Here is a 15,050-nt window from a genome sequence, read left to right as displayed (position 1 = left end):
CGGCAGCATCTGTCTTGGGCAGGTTGGGAAATGCTTCAGAAGCCGTCATCAATGCTCTGCTACTACGTCTGGAAGATAAGAATAACTCAGTGCGTGGTGAGGCAGCATTGGCCTTGGGCAACTTGGGAAATGCTTCAGAAGCCGTCATCAATGCTCTGCTACTAGGTCTGGAAAATGGGGATAACTCGATGCGTGCCTCGGCAGCATCTGTCTTGGGCAGGTTGGGAAATGCTTCAGAAGCCGTCATCAATGCTCTGCTACTACGTCTGGAAGATGAGAATAACTCAGTGCGTCGTGAGGCAGCAGCATCTGCCTTGGGCAACTTGGGAAATGCTTCAGAAGCCGTCATCAATGCTCTGCTACTACGTCTGGAAGATGAGAATAACTCAGTGCGTGGTGAAGCAGCATATGCCTTGGGCAACTTGGGAAATGCTTCAGAAACTCTCATCAATGCTCTGTTACTACGTCTGGAAGATGAGGCTAAGTCAGTACGTCGTGAGGCAGTATATGTCTTGGGCAAGTTGGGAAATGCTTCAGAAACTCTCATCAATGCTCTGCTACTACGTCTGGAAGATGAGGCTAACTCAGTACGTCGTGAGGCAGTATCTGTCTTGGGCAGGTTGGGAAATGCTTCAGAAGTCGTGATTAATGCCCTATTACTATGTCTGGAAGATGAGGATAACTCAGTACGTCGCTTGGCAGCATCAGCCTTGCGTAACTTGGGAAATGCTTCAGAATCTGTCATCAGTGCCCTGCTGTTAGGTCTGGAAGATGGGGATAACTCACTGCGTAGCTCGGCAGCATCTGCCTTGGGCAGGTTGGGAAATGCTTCAGAAGCCGTCATCAGTGCCCTGCTGCAACGTCTCGAAGATGGGGAGGACTTGGTGCGTTACTTTGCAGCAGAAGCCTTGGGTAATTTGGGTCTGAAATCTAGTGAGGTTTTGCCTGCTGTTGTGCAATGGGTTGAGCAGCATCAGGATGCAAAATATCTCGGCTTAGGTATTGATGTGTTGTGGGATTTGGTGGCGGGTGAGGGAAATCGATCGCCAGTGCCTTTTTAGAAGTATTTAGCTTTTGCGCCAGTAAAACCCGATCGCACTTCCCGAACTTTCACCAAAAATGCGATCGCCCAGTCTGCTGTTTGACTATTATCACCCTCCATCCCTTTAACAACCGGCAACAGAGGTCAATTATTCAATCTAAAATCTAAAATCTAAAATCTAAAATTGTTTGAAAAGAGTCATGTCGTGTCCCTACTCTATGGAGGGTTTGGGCGTAACTCCTGTTGATTTTACTGGGTCGTAGCCCAACATTCGGTAGTAGAGTCCCTGTTGGTTAAAGAGTTCGGAGTGACTGCCAGATTCAACAATCTCGCCATCTTGCATCACAAAAATCAGATCGCAGTCTATCGCTGTTGTGAGTCGGTGCGTGACCAAGACGATCGTTCTTTTGCGGCGTAGACGTTGCAGAGTCTCTAAGACCCACTGCTCGTGCTTCAAGTCCAGGGCATTCGTGGGTTCATCGAGAATGAGTATGGGAGCCTTAGTGATGAGCGCTCGCGCAATAGCTAGGCGCTGTCGCTGTCCGCCCGATAAGTTTTGACCGCCCTCAGCGATTAAAGTATCATACTGTTCCGGCAAGGTTTCGATGAACTCAACTGCTCCAGCTTCGACCGCCGCCTCCCGAATATCGGAGAGTCTTGCATCCGCGCGACCGTAGGCGATATTCTCGGCGATCGTTCCGGGGAAAAGCGGGCTACCTTGGGAGACGAGCGCCATGTGTTTGCGGACATCGGCAATCTTGAGGGTGCGAAGGTCAAAGCCGTCGAGGAGGACGCTGCCCGATGTCGGGTCATAGAAGCGGGGCAAAAGATTGAGCAGCGTACTCTTTCCTGTCCCGCTAGGGCCTAAAAACGCCACCATTTGACCCGGCTCGATACTAGCATTGATGTTTCGCAAAACGGGTTGCCCAGAGTTGTACTCGAAGCTCACATCCGCAAGTGCTAATGTGCAGGGATGAACAGGAAGCGATCTCGCATCAGGCTCATCCTTTATAGCAGGTGGCTCGTCAATGACCGTAAAGACGCGATCGCATGAAGCAACAAACGTCTGGATTTTAGTAGTGAAGCCCAACACCCAACCTATCGGGTCCCAGAACTGCCCCAGGTATGCCATGAATACGAGTAGATCGCCAATGGTCACGCCGCCCTGCACCGGACGCAAGAACTGGTCGCGATAGACTAAGTATCCGCCGTAGCCTAAGATTACTCCGCTTCCCAGGGCGAAGACTACCTGAACCGCTAACGGATAGAGGTTTTCCTGCCAATTGAGTCGCATGGACGCTTTGACGCTACGTTCGACCGCCTGCCCGAAGCGCTGCGACTCCGTTGCTTCTCGACCGAAGGACTGGATTAGCCCGATCAACTCTATAGCTTGCTGCATGGTTGAGGTCATCACCGCATCGGTCTGCTTCGACTCTAGAGCTCGATTCCTAATCCTTCTCTCGAAGTACCAATTCGCCACTATTAGAAGCGGAGTGAACGAAAGCGCAAACACGGTGAGAAGGACGTGGCGTGACAGCATGATCCAGATCATCGCCGTCAGCGTCACCGATGCAGCCGTGGAGCCGATGAGCGTATCGATCACCCCCCAGGGTCCGAGGCTGTCATAGCTCAACCGATAGATTGCGTCACCTTGCGATCGTCCGCCGTGCCAACCGAGACTCAGCGCTTGTAGTTTGTCGTAAAGTTCGGTACGAACGCGCAAGGTTCCGTTGTACTGGATGCGGTAGTTCAACATCCTACGAAGCATGAAGACGGTATCGCTCAGGATTCTGATAATCATCGCGACGAACGCCATTCCGAAAATCCGGTTCAGCGTGCCTTCACCGAACGGAGCAAGAAACAGTGTATGAATCCAGTCGGATTTCGGAGTTGGCGACAAAACCGTATCGACTAGAATCGCGATCGGCCAGGCGTTGAGAAGGTTGAAAAGCACTGATGCTCCGATCAAAAGCAAGAGTATGATGATCAGCCATAAGTCTTTGCGGAAGTAGGAAATGGAGCGCAGAACGATCCGCACCAACCAATGCTGGTTAATTAACGGCCGCACCATTGTTGGTGAATTCTTCTGGCCCTTCAAACGTGCTTTGAATGGAAAAGTCATAAATGTGCTGGGTGTCTCTAAGTAAGACAATGCACCAATTAGGAAGTTTTACCCCAGTCAGAGAAGCTAGAAATCAACTTGGAGCTACAACCTTTGTTGTCAAGTAAGGCAGATGGAATGTGAGATTATTCGACTGGTGCAAGGTTTAAGTATAGTTTCCTTGTTCTAGGGTAGCTAAATTGCAAGCGAGATCGCTTTTTCGATTAAAACCCGATCGCCGTTCCGGAAATTTCACCAAAAATGCGGTCAGTCTGCTGTTTGACGATTAGGGCCCTCCATCCCCTTAACAACCGGGAACAGAACTCAATTATTCAATCTAAAATCCAAAATCTAAAATCTAAAATCGATCTATTATTCAATCTAAAATCTAAAATCGAAAATCCAAAATCGGTCGATCGCCCCCAGCGACGGCCCAGGAGGGTCAATGGTTGCTACAATCGGGGAGGGTATATGTTGTGGCTAACACTACAGCCCGTAACCCTGAAAGCTAATAGCTAAATTATTAAAAATCTGCCTCTCCTGCCATGTTTAAAAATCTGCTAGGCGATCCCAACGCGCGCAAACTTAGAAAATTTCAGCCTTGGGTAGCTGATATCAATATCTTGGAAGAAGACTTCCGCGTACTCTCAGACGACGACCTCCGAGGGAAAACGGCCGAGTTTCAAGAACGTCTGGCAAAAGCTAAATCTCTCAACGAAGAAAAAGAGATCTTAGACGAAATCTTGCCGGAAGCTTTTGCAGTGGTGCGGGAAGCGGGACAGCGGGTTTTGGGACTGCGCCACTTTGATGTCCAACTCCTCGGCGGCATCATCCTGCACAAAGGCCAAATTGCCGAAATGAAAACCGGTGAAGGTAAAACTCTTGTGGCGACGCTGCCAGCTTACCTTAACGCCCTCAACGGCAAAGGCGTACACATCATCACCGTCAACGATTATCTCGCAAGACGGGACGCGGAATGGATGGGACAGGTGCACCGCTTCCTGGGATTGACTGTGGGACTGATTCAGCAGGGCATGGATCAGGTGGAACGCAAGAAAAATTATAGCTGCGATATTACCTACGCCACTAACAGCGAAGTCGGCTTTGATTATTTGCGCGACAACATGGCTACTGTCATGGAAGATGTAGTGCAGCGTCCTTTTAATTTCTGCGTGATTGACGAGGTTGACTCGGTGCTGATTGATGAAGCACGGACGCCTTTAATTATTTCCGGCCAGGTGGAACGCCCCAGTGAGAAGTATATACGGGCGGCTGAGGTAGCTGCTGCTCTGAGAAAGGAAAATGAAGAACATTACGAGGTTGACGAAAAGGCTCGGAATGTGCTATTGACCGATGAAGGGTTTGGTGAAGCTGAGCGGTTGTTGGGTGTTACGGATTTGTACGACCCGGCTGACCCTTGGGCGCATTACATTTTTAATGCGATTAAGGCGAAGGAATTGTTTATTAAGGATATTAACTACATCGTCACTCCCGATCGCGAGGTGGTGATTGTGGATGAGTTTACCGGTCGGGTGATGCCGGGACGGCGCTGGAGTGACGGTTTGCACCAGGCGATCGAAGCGAAGGAACGGGCGGAAATTCAGCCGGAAACTCAGACGCTGGCGACGATTACCTATCAGAATTTCTTTTTGCTTTATCCGAAGCTGTCGGGGATGACTGGGACGGCGAAGACTGAAGAGACGGAGTTTGAGAAGATTTACAATCTGGAAGTAACGCTGATTCCCACTAACCGGATTACCAGCCGTACTGACCTTTCGGATATGGTTTACAAGGCGGAGGCTGGTAAGTGGAATGCGATCGCCCAAGACTGCGCGGAAATGCACGAAATCGGTCGGCCGGTGCTGGTGGGCACTACGAGCGTGGAAAAGTCGGAGTTGCTGTCGCGGCTGCTGCTGGAACGGAAAATTCCTCACAATTTGCTTAATGCTAAACCGGAAAATGTGGAGCGGGAGTCGGAAATTATCGCTCAAGCCGGACGCAAAGGCGCTGTGACGATCGCCACGAACATGGCCGGGCGCGGTACAGACATCATTTTGGGCGGTAATTCTGAGTACATGGGCCGCCTGAAGTTGCGCGAGTATCTTATGCCCCGGATTGTGCGGCCCGATGATGAGGACGGGTTTTCGCTAGTGCAAGTGCCCGGTATTGGCGGCCGCCCCCCAGCTCAAGGTTTTGGTCAAACGGCCAAAAAGGTTAAGTCTTGGAAAGCTTCGGCACAGATTTTCCCGACGCAGCTATCGAAAGATGCCGAGCAAATGCTCAAGGCGGCGGTGGAATTGGCGGTGAAGGAGTACGGGGAGCGATCGCTCTCGGAATTGCAAGCCGATGATATCGTGGCTATAGCTTCGGAAAAAGCGCCGACAAAAGACCCGGTAATTCAAAAATTGCGGGAAGCTTACAATTTAACTCGCAGGGAATACGATGCTTTTACCAGCACCGAACACGATGAAGTCGTGCAGTTGGGAGGCTTGCACGTCATCGGTACCGAACGCCACGAATCGCGCCGGATCGACAATCAATTGCGCGGCCGGGCGGGACGCCAAGGAGACCCTGGTTCTACGCGGTTTTTCTTGAGTTTGGAAGACAATTTGCTTAGGATTTTCGGTGGCGAACGGGTGGCCGGTTTGATGAAGGCTTTCGGTGTTGAGGAAGATATGCCGATCGAATCTGGAATGCTGACTCGTTCCCTCGAAGGCGCTCAGAAAAAAGTCGAAACCTACTATTACGATATCCGCAAGCAGGTATTTGAATATGACGAAGTGATGAACAATCAGCGTCGAGCAATCTATGCGGAACGTCGCCGAGTATTAGAAGGTTTGGACTCCAAAGAACAGGTAATTAAGTATGCCGAACAGACGATGGACGACATCGTAGGAGCATACATCAATCCCGATTTACCTTCGGAAGAATGGGAACTCGACAAACTTGTGAGCAAGGTGAAGGAATTTGTTTATCTACTCGCTGACATGACACCGGATCAGCTAGAAGATTTGTCCGTTGAGGAAATTAAAACTTTCTTGCACGAACAAGTCCGCAATGCTTACGACATTAAAGAAGCGGAAGTTAATGCAATCCGAGCTGAATTGATGCGAGATGCGGAACGGTTCTTTATTTTGCAGCAAATTGATACTTTGTGGCGGGAACACTTGCAACAAATGGATGCTTTGCGCGAGTCTGTAGGGCTGCGCGGTTACGGGCAAAAAGACCCGCTGATCGAGTACAAAACTGAAGGTTACGAGCTGTTTTTGGACATGATGACCGATATCCGCCGCAATGTGGTTTATTCGCTGTTCCAGTTCCAGCCGCAGCCGGCTATGCAAGTTTCGCCAGAGATGGTTTGAAGATAGTTAACAGTTGACTGTTGACTGTTGACTGCAACTGGTTCCCAGGCTCTTCCTAGGAACCAGTTGATTTTACACCACCAGTGTCATGGAAGAAGAATAAAAGAAGACCAAATACAGATATTCGCATTGAAATATTGTATAACCTGGAATTATGCCCACTATTTTACGAATAGGCCCTTACCGACTTTACTTTTACAGCCATGAACCAAATGAACCACCTCATGTTCATATTGACAGAGACAAATCATCGGTTAAATTTTGGTTGGAGCCAGTCAGTTTAGGAAACAACCTTGGTTTTAGTGCTAAAGAACTTCGTAAAATACAGTCGGTAGTACAAGAAAATAAACAAACGCTATTGGAGGCTTGGTATGGGTATTTTGGCGATTCGAGCGGACGAGAGAGTTAAGCACATTCATTTTACAGAAGAAACCATTAGTGTTGATTTGATGGATGGACGAATCATTACCGTCCCTTTAATTTGGTATCCAAGATTGTTTCATGCAACGCCCGATCAAAGGGAAAAATGGGAAGTATGTGGAGGAGGCTATGGCATTCACTGGGAAGAAATTGATGAAGACCTCAGTACAGAAGGAATGCTGCGAGGTGCACCGGCTCCGAGGCCTAAAATTACTCATTAATTTCGATCGCTATTTCACTTCTAAGCTTTCGTAATATAGCCTTTCTCACGTAAGAGATAAAGGAGGTATTTAAGGTAGATTTGAGATTAAAGCCAATCTTCTTGATCGCTTTTTTGTTTCCTGTAAACTTCACCTTTCGTGTGAATTTTACGGGTTTGTTCGTAAAGACTTTCTTCGGTATAATTCCATTGTTGCAGGACTTTTTTTAAGTCTGATTGAATATCTCGGGCGCCGGGAAAGCCTCGGTAGCGAATTATTAATCTTGCTAATTCCGATAAATTGTAGTCGGTTGCTTCTCCTGCTAATAAAGTATTGACACTGGCTCGATCGCGCTTGTATTGCGGATGCTGCTGATCTTGAGTTTTTTCTACTGAATCCATACTATTTATATTTCCCAATCATCAGAAAATGTTGCTACAAGCAACCGTCACCCAAAAGTGCGGACATAAATAACCTAATGAATAGAGTCTTAAATCCGCGTTTCATAAACTGTTTGATGCGGGTATCATAACAGTCAACAGTCAACTGTCAATTGTCAACTGTTTAAATTATCGCTTCAGTCATCGCCAGAAATTTTTGTGTTTGTTCAGTAATACCAAATAGTCGATCGCCGTGACAAAATATTTCCCAGGCGCGAATTCCCATAAAACCAATACCTGCAACCGCCAAGGGCATCGCTGCGGCACCTAAAAGCGCGGCAATCGGGGGAAATATCATGCACAGCGTTAACAGAATACCAGTAATAACACCGCCAGCAATGCCAGCTTTGGCGGTGGCGCTGGCGACTTGTTCGACTAACTCTGACTGGGTAATTTGGCCTTCAACGCACAATAGCGAGTTTTCTAAGATAGAAAATATTAACTCAATTACTGCTGCGGCGATCGCCCCTTTCATTGCAGCCCCCACGATTTCGGCAACTGCTGCTTTAAACGCTGCATCCGCTAAAACTTGCTTAGCGACTGCTAATTCTGCGGCAGTCATGTCTACACCACCGCGAGCACGATTCACCCAAAAATATTCAAAAATCCCGTTAGTAGCTTCGCTTCCGCCTCCATTGACGTGCGCTTGGATGTGGCTCCAATCTTTATCTTGACAGAAGTTGCGAATTGCTTCTGGCCCTTGGGCACGAATTTGGGCGGGTATGGATTCAAATACTTTTGCTGCTTCTTGCACATTTCGGATGCCGTCACGCATACCAGCCCTAGCAAATTTGAATTGCAGAGTGGTTGGCAGGTTCTCAAAACGGATGTTATGTGCTATTTTAAAAGCTTCTTGAGTGGCGATCGCCCCGGCACTAACCATTGAACTTGGCGCTGATTGTACCCACGCCGTTAATACAGTTGCATTTTCCTCAACTTTAGCAGCGATTTGGTTGGCTAAGTTTTGGGTATCGGCAACAGTTTCTTGTACTTTAGCCGTTAGGAATTCGAGCGGATTCTGGCTAATTTCCATGTTGATCCAGCTTGCATCGTTAATGATTGAATTATTTTGACTATAACATTCCTCTTCAGTAAGTGTTACTTTTTACTGAATTGCTTCTCGCTTCTAACTCCGGCTGTAAATTTAGAGCTTTTTTTTGATAAAATAAACCTTCATTGATTCGCCCTTGTTCTTCCAAACTTTTGCCTAAATTCCAATAAGCGACTGCTAAATCTGGTTGAAGAACGATAGATTTTTGGTAGTAACTTATGGCCTCATCGAGCTGGCCTTGTTTGTAAAACATACTGCCCAAGTTAACATAGGCTTCGACAAAATTAGGATCAAATTCGATCGCCTTGGAGTAGGCGCGAATTGCCGCGTCTATTTTGCCTTGGGCTTGCAGGATATTACCTAGGGTTTTGTAGGCGGCGGCGAAATTGGGTTGCTGGCGAAGTGCTTGGTAACAGGAGGCGATCGCCTCTACATATTTTTGTTGCGTATAATAAATTTCTGCTATCTTGTTGAGTGCGATCGCACTCTCCGTTTGAATGGCTAGTAATTTTTGATATTCAGCGATCGCCTCCTCAAGCTTTCCTGATTTCTGAAAGCTATCGCCCGCTGACAAATACTGCTCTGCTAACTCGGAATTTGCGGTCATAGATTTTACTTTAACAGCCGAAACTACTTTACCACAAGTGTTAGTTAGCAACCGCGATTTCTAGGGATATTGTGACTATTTGATATTTTAAATTTGTTTTTGTACCAACATAGGACTTACGCAATCATTCCAGGTATGGGGGAAACCACGGAGGGTTTGCCCCTACAAAACACTATATATTGAGGCTGTGCGTAAGTCCTGCAACAGTTCGGACAGTTTTTGATTACCAACAGCTTAGAAACCGGGTTTGTAACACCCATGCGTCAGCCTGGAAACTGTCGGAAGTGTTTAGATAAATTAGCTAAATGTTCGATCGCCCTAGCTGTTCAAAAATTAATTGAACGGGCGATCGAAAAAATTAAGGAGACAGTCGCCACACCTTAATCGTGTCGTCAAAACTGCCACTGATCAGAGTTTTGTCTTGAGGATTAAAAGCCAAATCCACCCAGGTAGAATGACCCTTCAGCGTGCCCGCGATTTCGCCGGAACTCATGCGCCACAGCTTGATAGTCCCGCTCAAATCCGCGCTGGCGAGTTTGTCTCCGTCGGGACTGAAAGCCAAGGACTTAACCTTGTCGGAATGGCCGATCAAAGTCCGTAGCAGAGAACCGTTAGGCTGCCCGGAGTGATTATTTGCGCTGATATCCCACAGCTTCACCGTCTTGTCCCAACTGCCGCTGGCGAGAGTTTGACCGTCCGGGCTGATGGCCAGAGACCAAACCGCCTCGGAATGACCCCAAAGAGTTTCTTTCAATTCCCCAGTCTGCCAGTTCCACAGGTTGATCTTACCGTCGCTGCGGCCGATCGCCAAAGTTTCTCGATCGGGGCTGAAAGCCACCGACTGCACCTCGTCAAAAACCTGCTTGAGAGTTTCCAACTCGGCCCCGCCTTGGACTTCCCACAGCTTCAAAGTTTTGTCCTTACCGACACTGGCCACTGTCTGGCTATCGGGACTGAAAACCACCGAGAACACGCCGTCTGTGTGTCCGTCCAACGTCCGAATTAACTTGCCCGAATAGAAATTCCACAATTTAATCGTACCGTCAACGCCACCGCTGGCGATCGTCCTGCCGTCGGGACTGACTGCCACCGACCACACCGGCCCCAAATGTCCTGTTAAAACCTTGAGCAGCTTGCCGTGACGCTTGTGCCGCAAGTGAATTGTGCCGTCGTTATTCCCGCTGACGATTACGCGGCCCTGGGGAGCTACTGCTACAGCCCAAACCGGGTTTTTGTCTTGATCCGCCAGAGTCCGCACTGCGGGTCGGGACTGCGATGCCTCACCGTTGAAATCCTGCATCGGGGGCGGATTGAACCGAATTTCGGGAATGCTAGAAACAGGCTCAGAAGAAGTGAAAGCCTGCGGTGCAGGAGATGGCAAGCGAACACCCAGCACTACGGACAGCAGGGCAACCGCAGTTCCTCCCCACATGGCCAAAGTCCACTTGGGTTTGCTGAGAATCACGTCTACCGGTGCCGGGCCGTATTTCATGTCTGTGAGAATTGCCTCGGTCGAGCGATAGCGTTTTGATGGTTCTCGCTGCACCATTTTATCCAGAATGCGGCCGAGTCGCGCCGAAACTGGTACTTTCAAATAATCTCTCCAAGTCCAACTTTCGGATTTGATGTCAAACAAATCAAAGGGCGACATTCCCGTTAACAAGTGAATGCAAGTGACGCCCAAACTGTAGATGTCGCTGCTCTTAATCGCTTGGCCTTTAATTTGTTCCGGGGCCGCATATTCCGCAGAACCTGTCACCGTTTTTGTTTTCAGCGGCCCGCTATTAGCCGGAATTGCCGCGCCGAAATCGACTAAAACTAGCCCAGAGGAACTTTCTTGGGACAAGGGATGTAGATCCTCTTTCCCTGCCAAAGCTGGGGATGCTTGGGGAGTTTTGCGGTGAATAATATTGGACGGTTTGATATCTCCGTGAATCAGTTGATGTTCGTGAACACATTGCAGGACTGGCAACAATTCGCTCAGCAGATACCAAATTTGAATTTCTTTAACAACACCTTTTTCTGAAAGCCGATCGGCTAAATTACGGCCTTCGATGTATTCTTGCACTAAATACTGGCAGCCTTCGACTTCAAAAGATGCCAGCAGTTTCGGTATTTGGGGATGTTTCCCCAACTCGTCGAGAACTGACGCCGAGCCGCGAAATGTCCGGTTTTGCTGTGTGCCACCGTCTGCGGCTGCTGAGCCGCAGAACTGTTGAATGACGCAGCGGGGTTGCGAAGGCTGGTCTTCATCGACTGCTAAGAAGGTGCGACAAGTGAGACTTTGACCGAGGGTGTGAAAGACTCGGTAGCGACCTTTTAGCAGCAAATTCGACTCGCAACTTTTGCAGACTGTCGCGCGATCGAGATTTTGGGGATTCTGGCAATTGGGATTTGTGCAGTAACTCATTTGTCTTTCCGCTGGAGACCCCCGTCCGACATTATTGCTGGTGGGGGAGGAAAGCGGGGCGGTGCGTGCCGCTTCCTGTGGACAAATTAAATAATTGGAATCTTTGCTTGATCATAATTGTTTCCCAGATTTTCGCCACAATTGCTGCGGTTGATCGCGCGTAAATAATTGCTGACTTTCCTGCGAGGGAGGTTTAATAGGTCGATCGTACGGGTGGGCAGGATGCCCACCCCACAAGAAAATCATTCTAAAGAACAGGCATCTTGCCTGTTCTTTAGAATGGTGCAATATCTCAGTTGTTACCGAATTAAGCTATACTGTCATTGCGAATACTTGCAGTGCGATCGCAGCAAAGCAAGCGCGAGGCATGGCCAAATATCCGCGATTCTTTGTCCTCTGGAGTCAATCTAAAACTACAAATCTCCAATCGACTAACAAATGAAAACTGAGGCAATTTTCGCCCAACTAACTATTAACTTTTAACTCTTACTTATGCCGTTAATTCGCGTTCCCAAACCTTGGGAAATTCTCGAACCCCAAATTACCCCAGAAACAGCATTTCTCAACCGCCGCCGGTTCATGACAAATTTAATTGGCGCAGGCGTGACAGCTTCGCTGCTGCCGCTGACCGGCTGCCAAAGCAATGCTAGCTCAAAAACTGCTCTGGAGCAAAGCTCAACTCAAGCATATTCGGAATTGAGCCGGAATCCCGCCTTTGCGAAAGTCGATCGAGCGATTACCGACGAAGCCTTAGCTACAAAATACAACAATTTTTACGAATACGGTGGCACAAAATCTATTTGGCAAGCCGCTCAAGCTTTGCCAACAGAAAACTGGAAAGTAGAAGTAGGCGGTTTAGTAAAAAATCCCCGAACTTATGATATTGACGACCTCGAAAAGAAATTCCCTATCGAAGAACGAGTTTATCGATTTCGCTGCGTAGAAGCCTGGGCGATGGTAGTTCCTTGGGTCGGGTTTCCCATGAAATTACTGATGGCGGATGTCGAACCGCAATCGCAGGCTAAATTCGTTCGCTTCACCTCATTTTACGACCCCAAAATAACCCCCGGGCCCGGTTTGATGTCGCAATTTTATCCTTGGCCTTATACCGAAGGTCTGCGAATTGAAGAAATGGCGAACGATTTAGCATTTTTTGCCACAGGCTTGTATGGCCGAAGGCTACCAAAACAAAATGGTGCGCCGCTGCGGCAAGTGATTCCTTGGAAATACGGTTTTAAGGGCGCAAAGTCGATCGTAAAAATTGAATTTGTCGAAAAACAGCCCGCCACTTTTTGGAATACAATCGGCCCCAACGAATACGCCTTTGAAGCAAATGTCGAACCCGACAAACCGCACCCCAGATGGTCGCAGGCCAGCGAACGGATAGTCGGCCCCGGTAACAGTTGGTCGTGGGAAACTCGCCCGACTTTGCCCTATAACGGTTACGGCGAATATGTAGCGAGTTTGTACAGTTAATTAACTACGCGAGATGTAATTTGAGAAACAGGCTTTTCTGCTTCTCAAATTATTAATTTATCTCTTTTCTCTTTCTCTGCGCCCTCTGCGTTCTCTGCGGTTAATAAAAAAAAAGATTTTTTTTCGGTTCAGCAAAATGAAATACAGGACACGGCAATGCCCTATCACTACCCTATACCTGCACTTTGTTTGTAAATTTTACCTTGATTTTGCAGGAGATCGACTACAATAAAAATTGATGAAGCTACCAAGGAATTGTTAAATGGTAACAACAACATCAACTCCCATCGAGCAGCAAACTACCCCAGCAGAAAACCGAGTTATTTTAAAAGGTGTCAGTTGGTCAACTTTTAAAGCATTGCTGGCAGATGTTGGGGACGATAGAGCTTGGAGAATTGCTTACGATGAAGGAGTATTAGAAATCAGGATGCCACTGGAAGAACACGAAGAACCCAAACGACTGATAGAAAGCTTTGTGGAAGCTATTGTAGATGAGCTGGAAATTGAACTTAGAAGTCTTGGTTCCCTGACTCTTGAACGAGAAGATTTAACTCGTGCTGTCGAACCTGATTCCTGTTTCTACATTCAAAATGAATCTTTAGTTAGAGGCAGAAATATCAATTTGCCAAATGACCCGCCGCCGGATTTAGCAATAGAGTCAGATTACACAAATTCTTCAGTTAATAAAGATTCCATATATGCTGCTCTTGGCGTTCCCGAACTTTGGAGGTATCGCCGGCAATCTCTGCAAGTTTATCAACTTGTGGAGGAAAAATATGAAATGTGCGATCGCAGTTTAGCTTTTCCATTTTTACCCGTTGCCGAAATTCCGGGTTTCATCGAACAAAGCAGAACAGTCGGACAGCGGGCGGCTGTGCGTTTGTTTCGGCAAAGAATTAGAGAGATTTTGCCGATTCAAAGTTAACGCAAAAATCAGACTGTAGTTTAAAAACTAGCAAATTAATTTAAATTACATCAGCGTTAATCAGCGTTAATCGGCGGTTGAAAAAATCTTTAATTTCGATACAAAATCAATTGATAAACTCCTGCACTCTCTGCCAAACTCGCTCCAATAAATCTGGCGTGCTAACCTCAAACCATTCAATTTCCGGATAAGCACGAAACCAAGTCCGCTGTCTCTTCGCAAATTGTCGCGTGTGCAAAATTGTTAATTCTTTAGCTTCTTCAAGCTTAATGTCGCCAGCCAAATATTGTTTCATTTCCTGATATCCCAGCGTGTTCAACAGTGGCAAGTCGCAGCCGTATTTTTTACACAAATATTCTACTTCAGCAATCCAACCGCGTTCTAGCATTTGTTCGGTGCGCTGTTTGATCCGATCGACCAAAACATCGATCGCGCAATCCAACCCAATTTGTAAAATAGGATAATTGGGAGGATTTTCGCCCTGCTGTTCGGAAATAGGGCGACCGGTCGCATAAAATACTTCCAATGCCCTCAAAGTTCTTACGGGGTCATTGACGTGAATTTTCTCAGCCGCAGAGCGATCGACCTGCTGCAACATCGCGTAACATTGAGATTGTCCGAGTTCTGCAAGTTGCGATCGCAATTCGGGCATCGGCCCTACCCTCGGAATTTTTAAACCGCGCACGATCGATTTAATATATAAGCCCGTCCCTCCCACCAACAACAGAGGAGGAGAAACAGGAAAATCGACAGCAGCAATTAATTTTTGAGCTTGTTGCTGGTAATCTGCGACTGTCAGCGTTTCCGTCGGATCGCAGATGTCAATTAAGTGATGCGGTACAGAAGTGCGATCGACTGCCGTCGGTTTTGCTGTTCCGATGTCAAATTCGCGGTACACTTGACGGGAGTCCGCACTCAGGATCGAGGATTGCAGTCGCCCCGCCAAAGCCAAAGCCACTCCCGACTTCCCCGTCGCCGTCGCCCCACAAATCGTAATTAATTTAGGCATAAGCTGT

At 47.7% G+C, this 15,050-nt stretch carries 13 protein-coding genes; 7 read left to right on the top strand and 6 right to left on the bottom strand.

Annotation, left to right across the window (positions count from 1 at the left end; genetic code table 11):
- Positions 1–1,061, top strand: a 1,061-nt coding sequence (locus QUA07_RS19545) for a sister chromatid cohesion protein PDS5 (protein ID WP_333328083.1), incomplete at its 5' end; no start/stop codon positions are given.
- Positions 1,062–1,253: 192 nt separating this feature from the next.
- Here QUA07_RS19545 and QUA07_RS19540 read toward each other — a convergent pair.
- Positions 1,254–3,164: an ABC transporter ATP-binding protein gene (locus tag QUA07_RS19540; protein ID WP_333328080.1), complete on the bottom strand. Its 1,911-nt coding sequence runs from the start codon at positions 3,162–3,164 to the stop codon at positions 1,254–1,256.
- A gap of 524 nt (positions 3,165–3,688) precedes the next feature.
- Here QUA07_RS19540 and secA point away from each other — a divergent pair.
- From secA to QUA07_RS19525, 3 genes are all read left to right on the top strand, one after another.
- The gene (gene secA / locus QUA07_RS19535; protein ID WP_333328077.1) at positions 3,689–6,505 is read left to right on the top strand and encodes a preprotein translocase subunit SecA; all 2,817 of its coding nucleotides are present in this window, start codon (positions 3,689–3,691) and stop codon (positions 6,503–6,505) included.
- Between the two features lie 154 nt (positions 6,506–6,659).
- A complete protein-coding gene (locus QUA07_RS19530; RefSeq protein WP_333288196.1) occupies positions 6,660–6,914 on the top strand; it encodes a DUF4160 domain-containing protein in 255 nt (84 codons plus the stop codon).
- Positions 6,877–7,146: a DUF2442 domain-containing protein gene (locus QUA07_RS19525; RefSeq protein WP_333108088.1), complete on the top strand. Its 270-nt coding sequence runs from the start codon at positions 6,877–6,879 to the stop codon at positions 7,144–7,146. The genes QUA07_RS19530 and QUA07_RS19525 overlap by 38 nt, the downstream gene beginning before the upstream one ends.
- A gap of 86 nt (positions 7,147–7,232) precedes the next feature.
- On the opposite strand, the gene QUA07_RS19520 is transcribed toward QUA07_RS19525, so the two are convergent.
- The 3 genes from QUA07_RS19520 to QUA07_RS19510 form a co-directional block, all read right to left on the bottom strand.
- Positions 7,233–7,526: a DUF3288 family protein gene (locus tag QUA07_RS19520; RefSeq protein WP_333328074.1), complete on the bottom strand. Its 294-nt coding sequence runs from the start codon at positions 7,524–7,526 to the stop codon at positions 7,233–7,235.
- 163 nt (positions 7,527–7,689) lie between these two features.
- On the bottom strand, positions 7,690–8,598 hold the full coding sequence (locus QUA07_RS19515) for a hypothetical protein (protein WP_333328071.1): 909 nt from the start codon (positions 8,596–8,598) through the stop codon (positions 7,690–7,692).
- A gap of 55 nt (positions 8,599–8,653) precedes the next feature.
- The gene (locus QUA07_RS19510) at positions 8,654–9,223 is read right to left on the bottom strand and encodes a tetratricopeptide repeat protein (RefSeq protein ID WP_333328068.1); all 570 of its coding nucleotides are present in this window, start codon (positions 9,221–9,223) and stop codon (positions 8,654–8,656) included.
- Between the two features lie 258 nt (positions 9,224–9,481).
- On the opposite strand from QUA07_RS19510, the gene QUA07_RS19505 reads away from it, so the two are divergent.
- The gene (locus tag QUA07_RS19505; RefSeq protein ID WP_333328065.1) at positions 9,482–9,607 is read left to right on the top strand and encodes a hypothetical protein; all 126 of its coding nucleotides are present in this window, start codon (positions 9,482–9,484) and stop codon (positions 9,605–9,607) included.
- Here QUA07_RS19505 and QUA07_RS19500 read toward each other — a convergent pair.
- Positions 9,582–11,633: a serine/threonine-protein kinase gene (locus tag QUA07_RS19500; RefSeq protein WP_333328063.1), complete on the bottom strand. Its 2,052-nt coding sequence runs from the start codon at positions 11,631–11,633 to the stop codon at positions 9,582–9,584. The genes QUA07_RS19505 and QUA07_RS19500 overlap by 26 nt on opposite strands.
- A 492-nt stretch (positions 11,634–12,125) precedes the next feature.
- Between QUA07_RS19500 and msrP the strand changes: the two genes are divergently transcribed.
- Together msrP and QUA07_RS19490 are read left to right on the top strand one after the other, a co-directional pair.
- Entirely contained in the window at positions 12,126–13,109 is a 984-nt protein-coding gene (gene msrP, locus QUA07_RS19495) for a protein-methionine-sulfoxide reductase catalytic subunit MsrP (RefSeq protein WP_333328060.1), read from the top strand.
- Between the two features lie 262 nt (positions 13,110–13,371).
- On the top strand, positions 13,372–14,034 hold the full coding sequence (locus QUA07_RS19490; protein WP_333328057.1) for a Uma2 family endonuclease: 663 nt from the start codon (positions 13,372–13,374) through the stop codon (positions 14,032–14,034).
- 106 nt (positions 14,035–14,140) lie between these two features.
- Here QUA07_RS19490 and miaA read toward each other — a convergent pair whose 3' ends face one another.
- Complete coding sequence (gene miaA / locus QUA07_RS19485; RefSeq protein ID WP_333328054.1) at positions 14,141–15,043, bottom strand: tRNA (adenosine(37)-N6)-dimethylallyltransferase MiaA; 903 nt, start codon at positions 15,041–15,043, stop codon at positions 14,141–14,143.
- Positions 15,044–15,050: the final 7 nt, after the last annotated feature.

This window comes from Microcoleus sp. T3_A4, assembly GCF_036700465.1.
GTDB lineage: Bacteria > Cyanobacteriota > Cyanobacteriia > Cyanobacteriales > Microcoleaceae > Microcoleus.
Note: the sequence above shows the minus strand (reverse complement) of the source record. Positions and strands in the feature narration are given on the sequence as shown.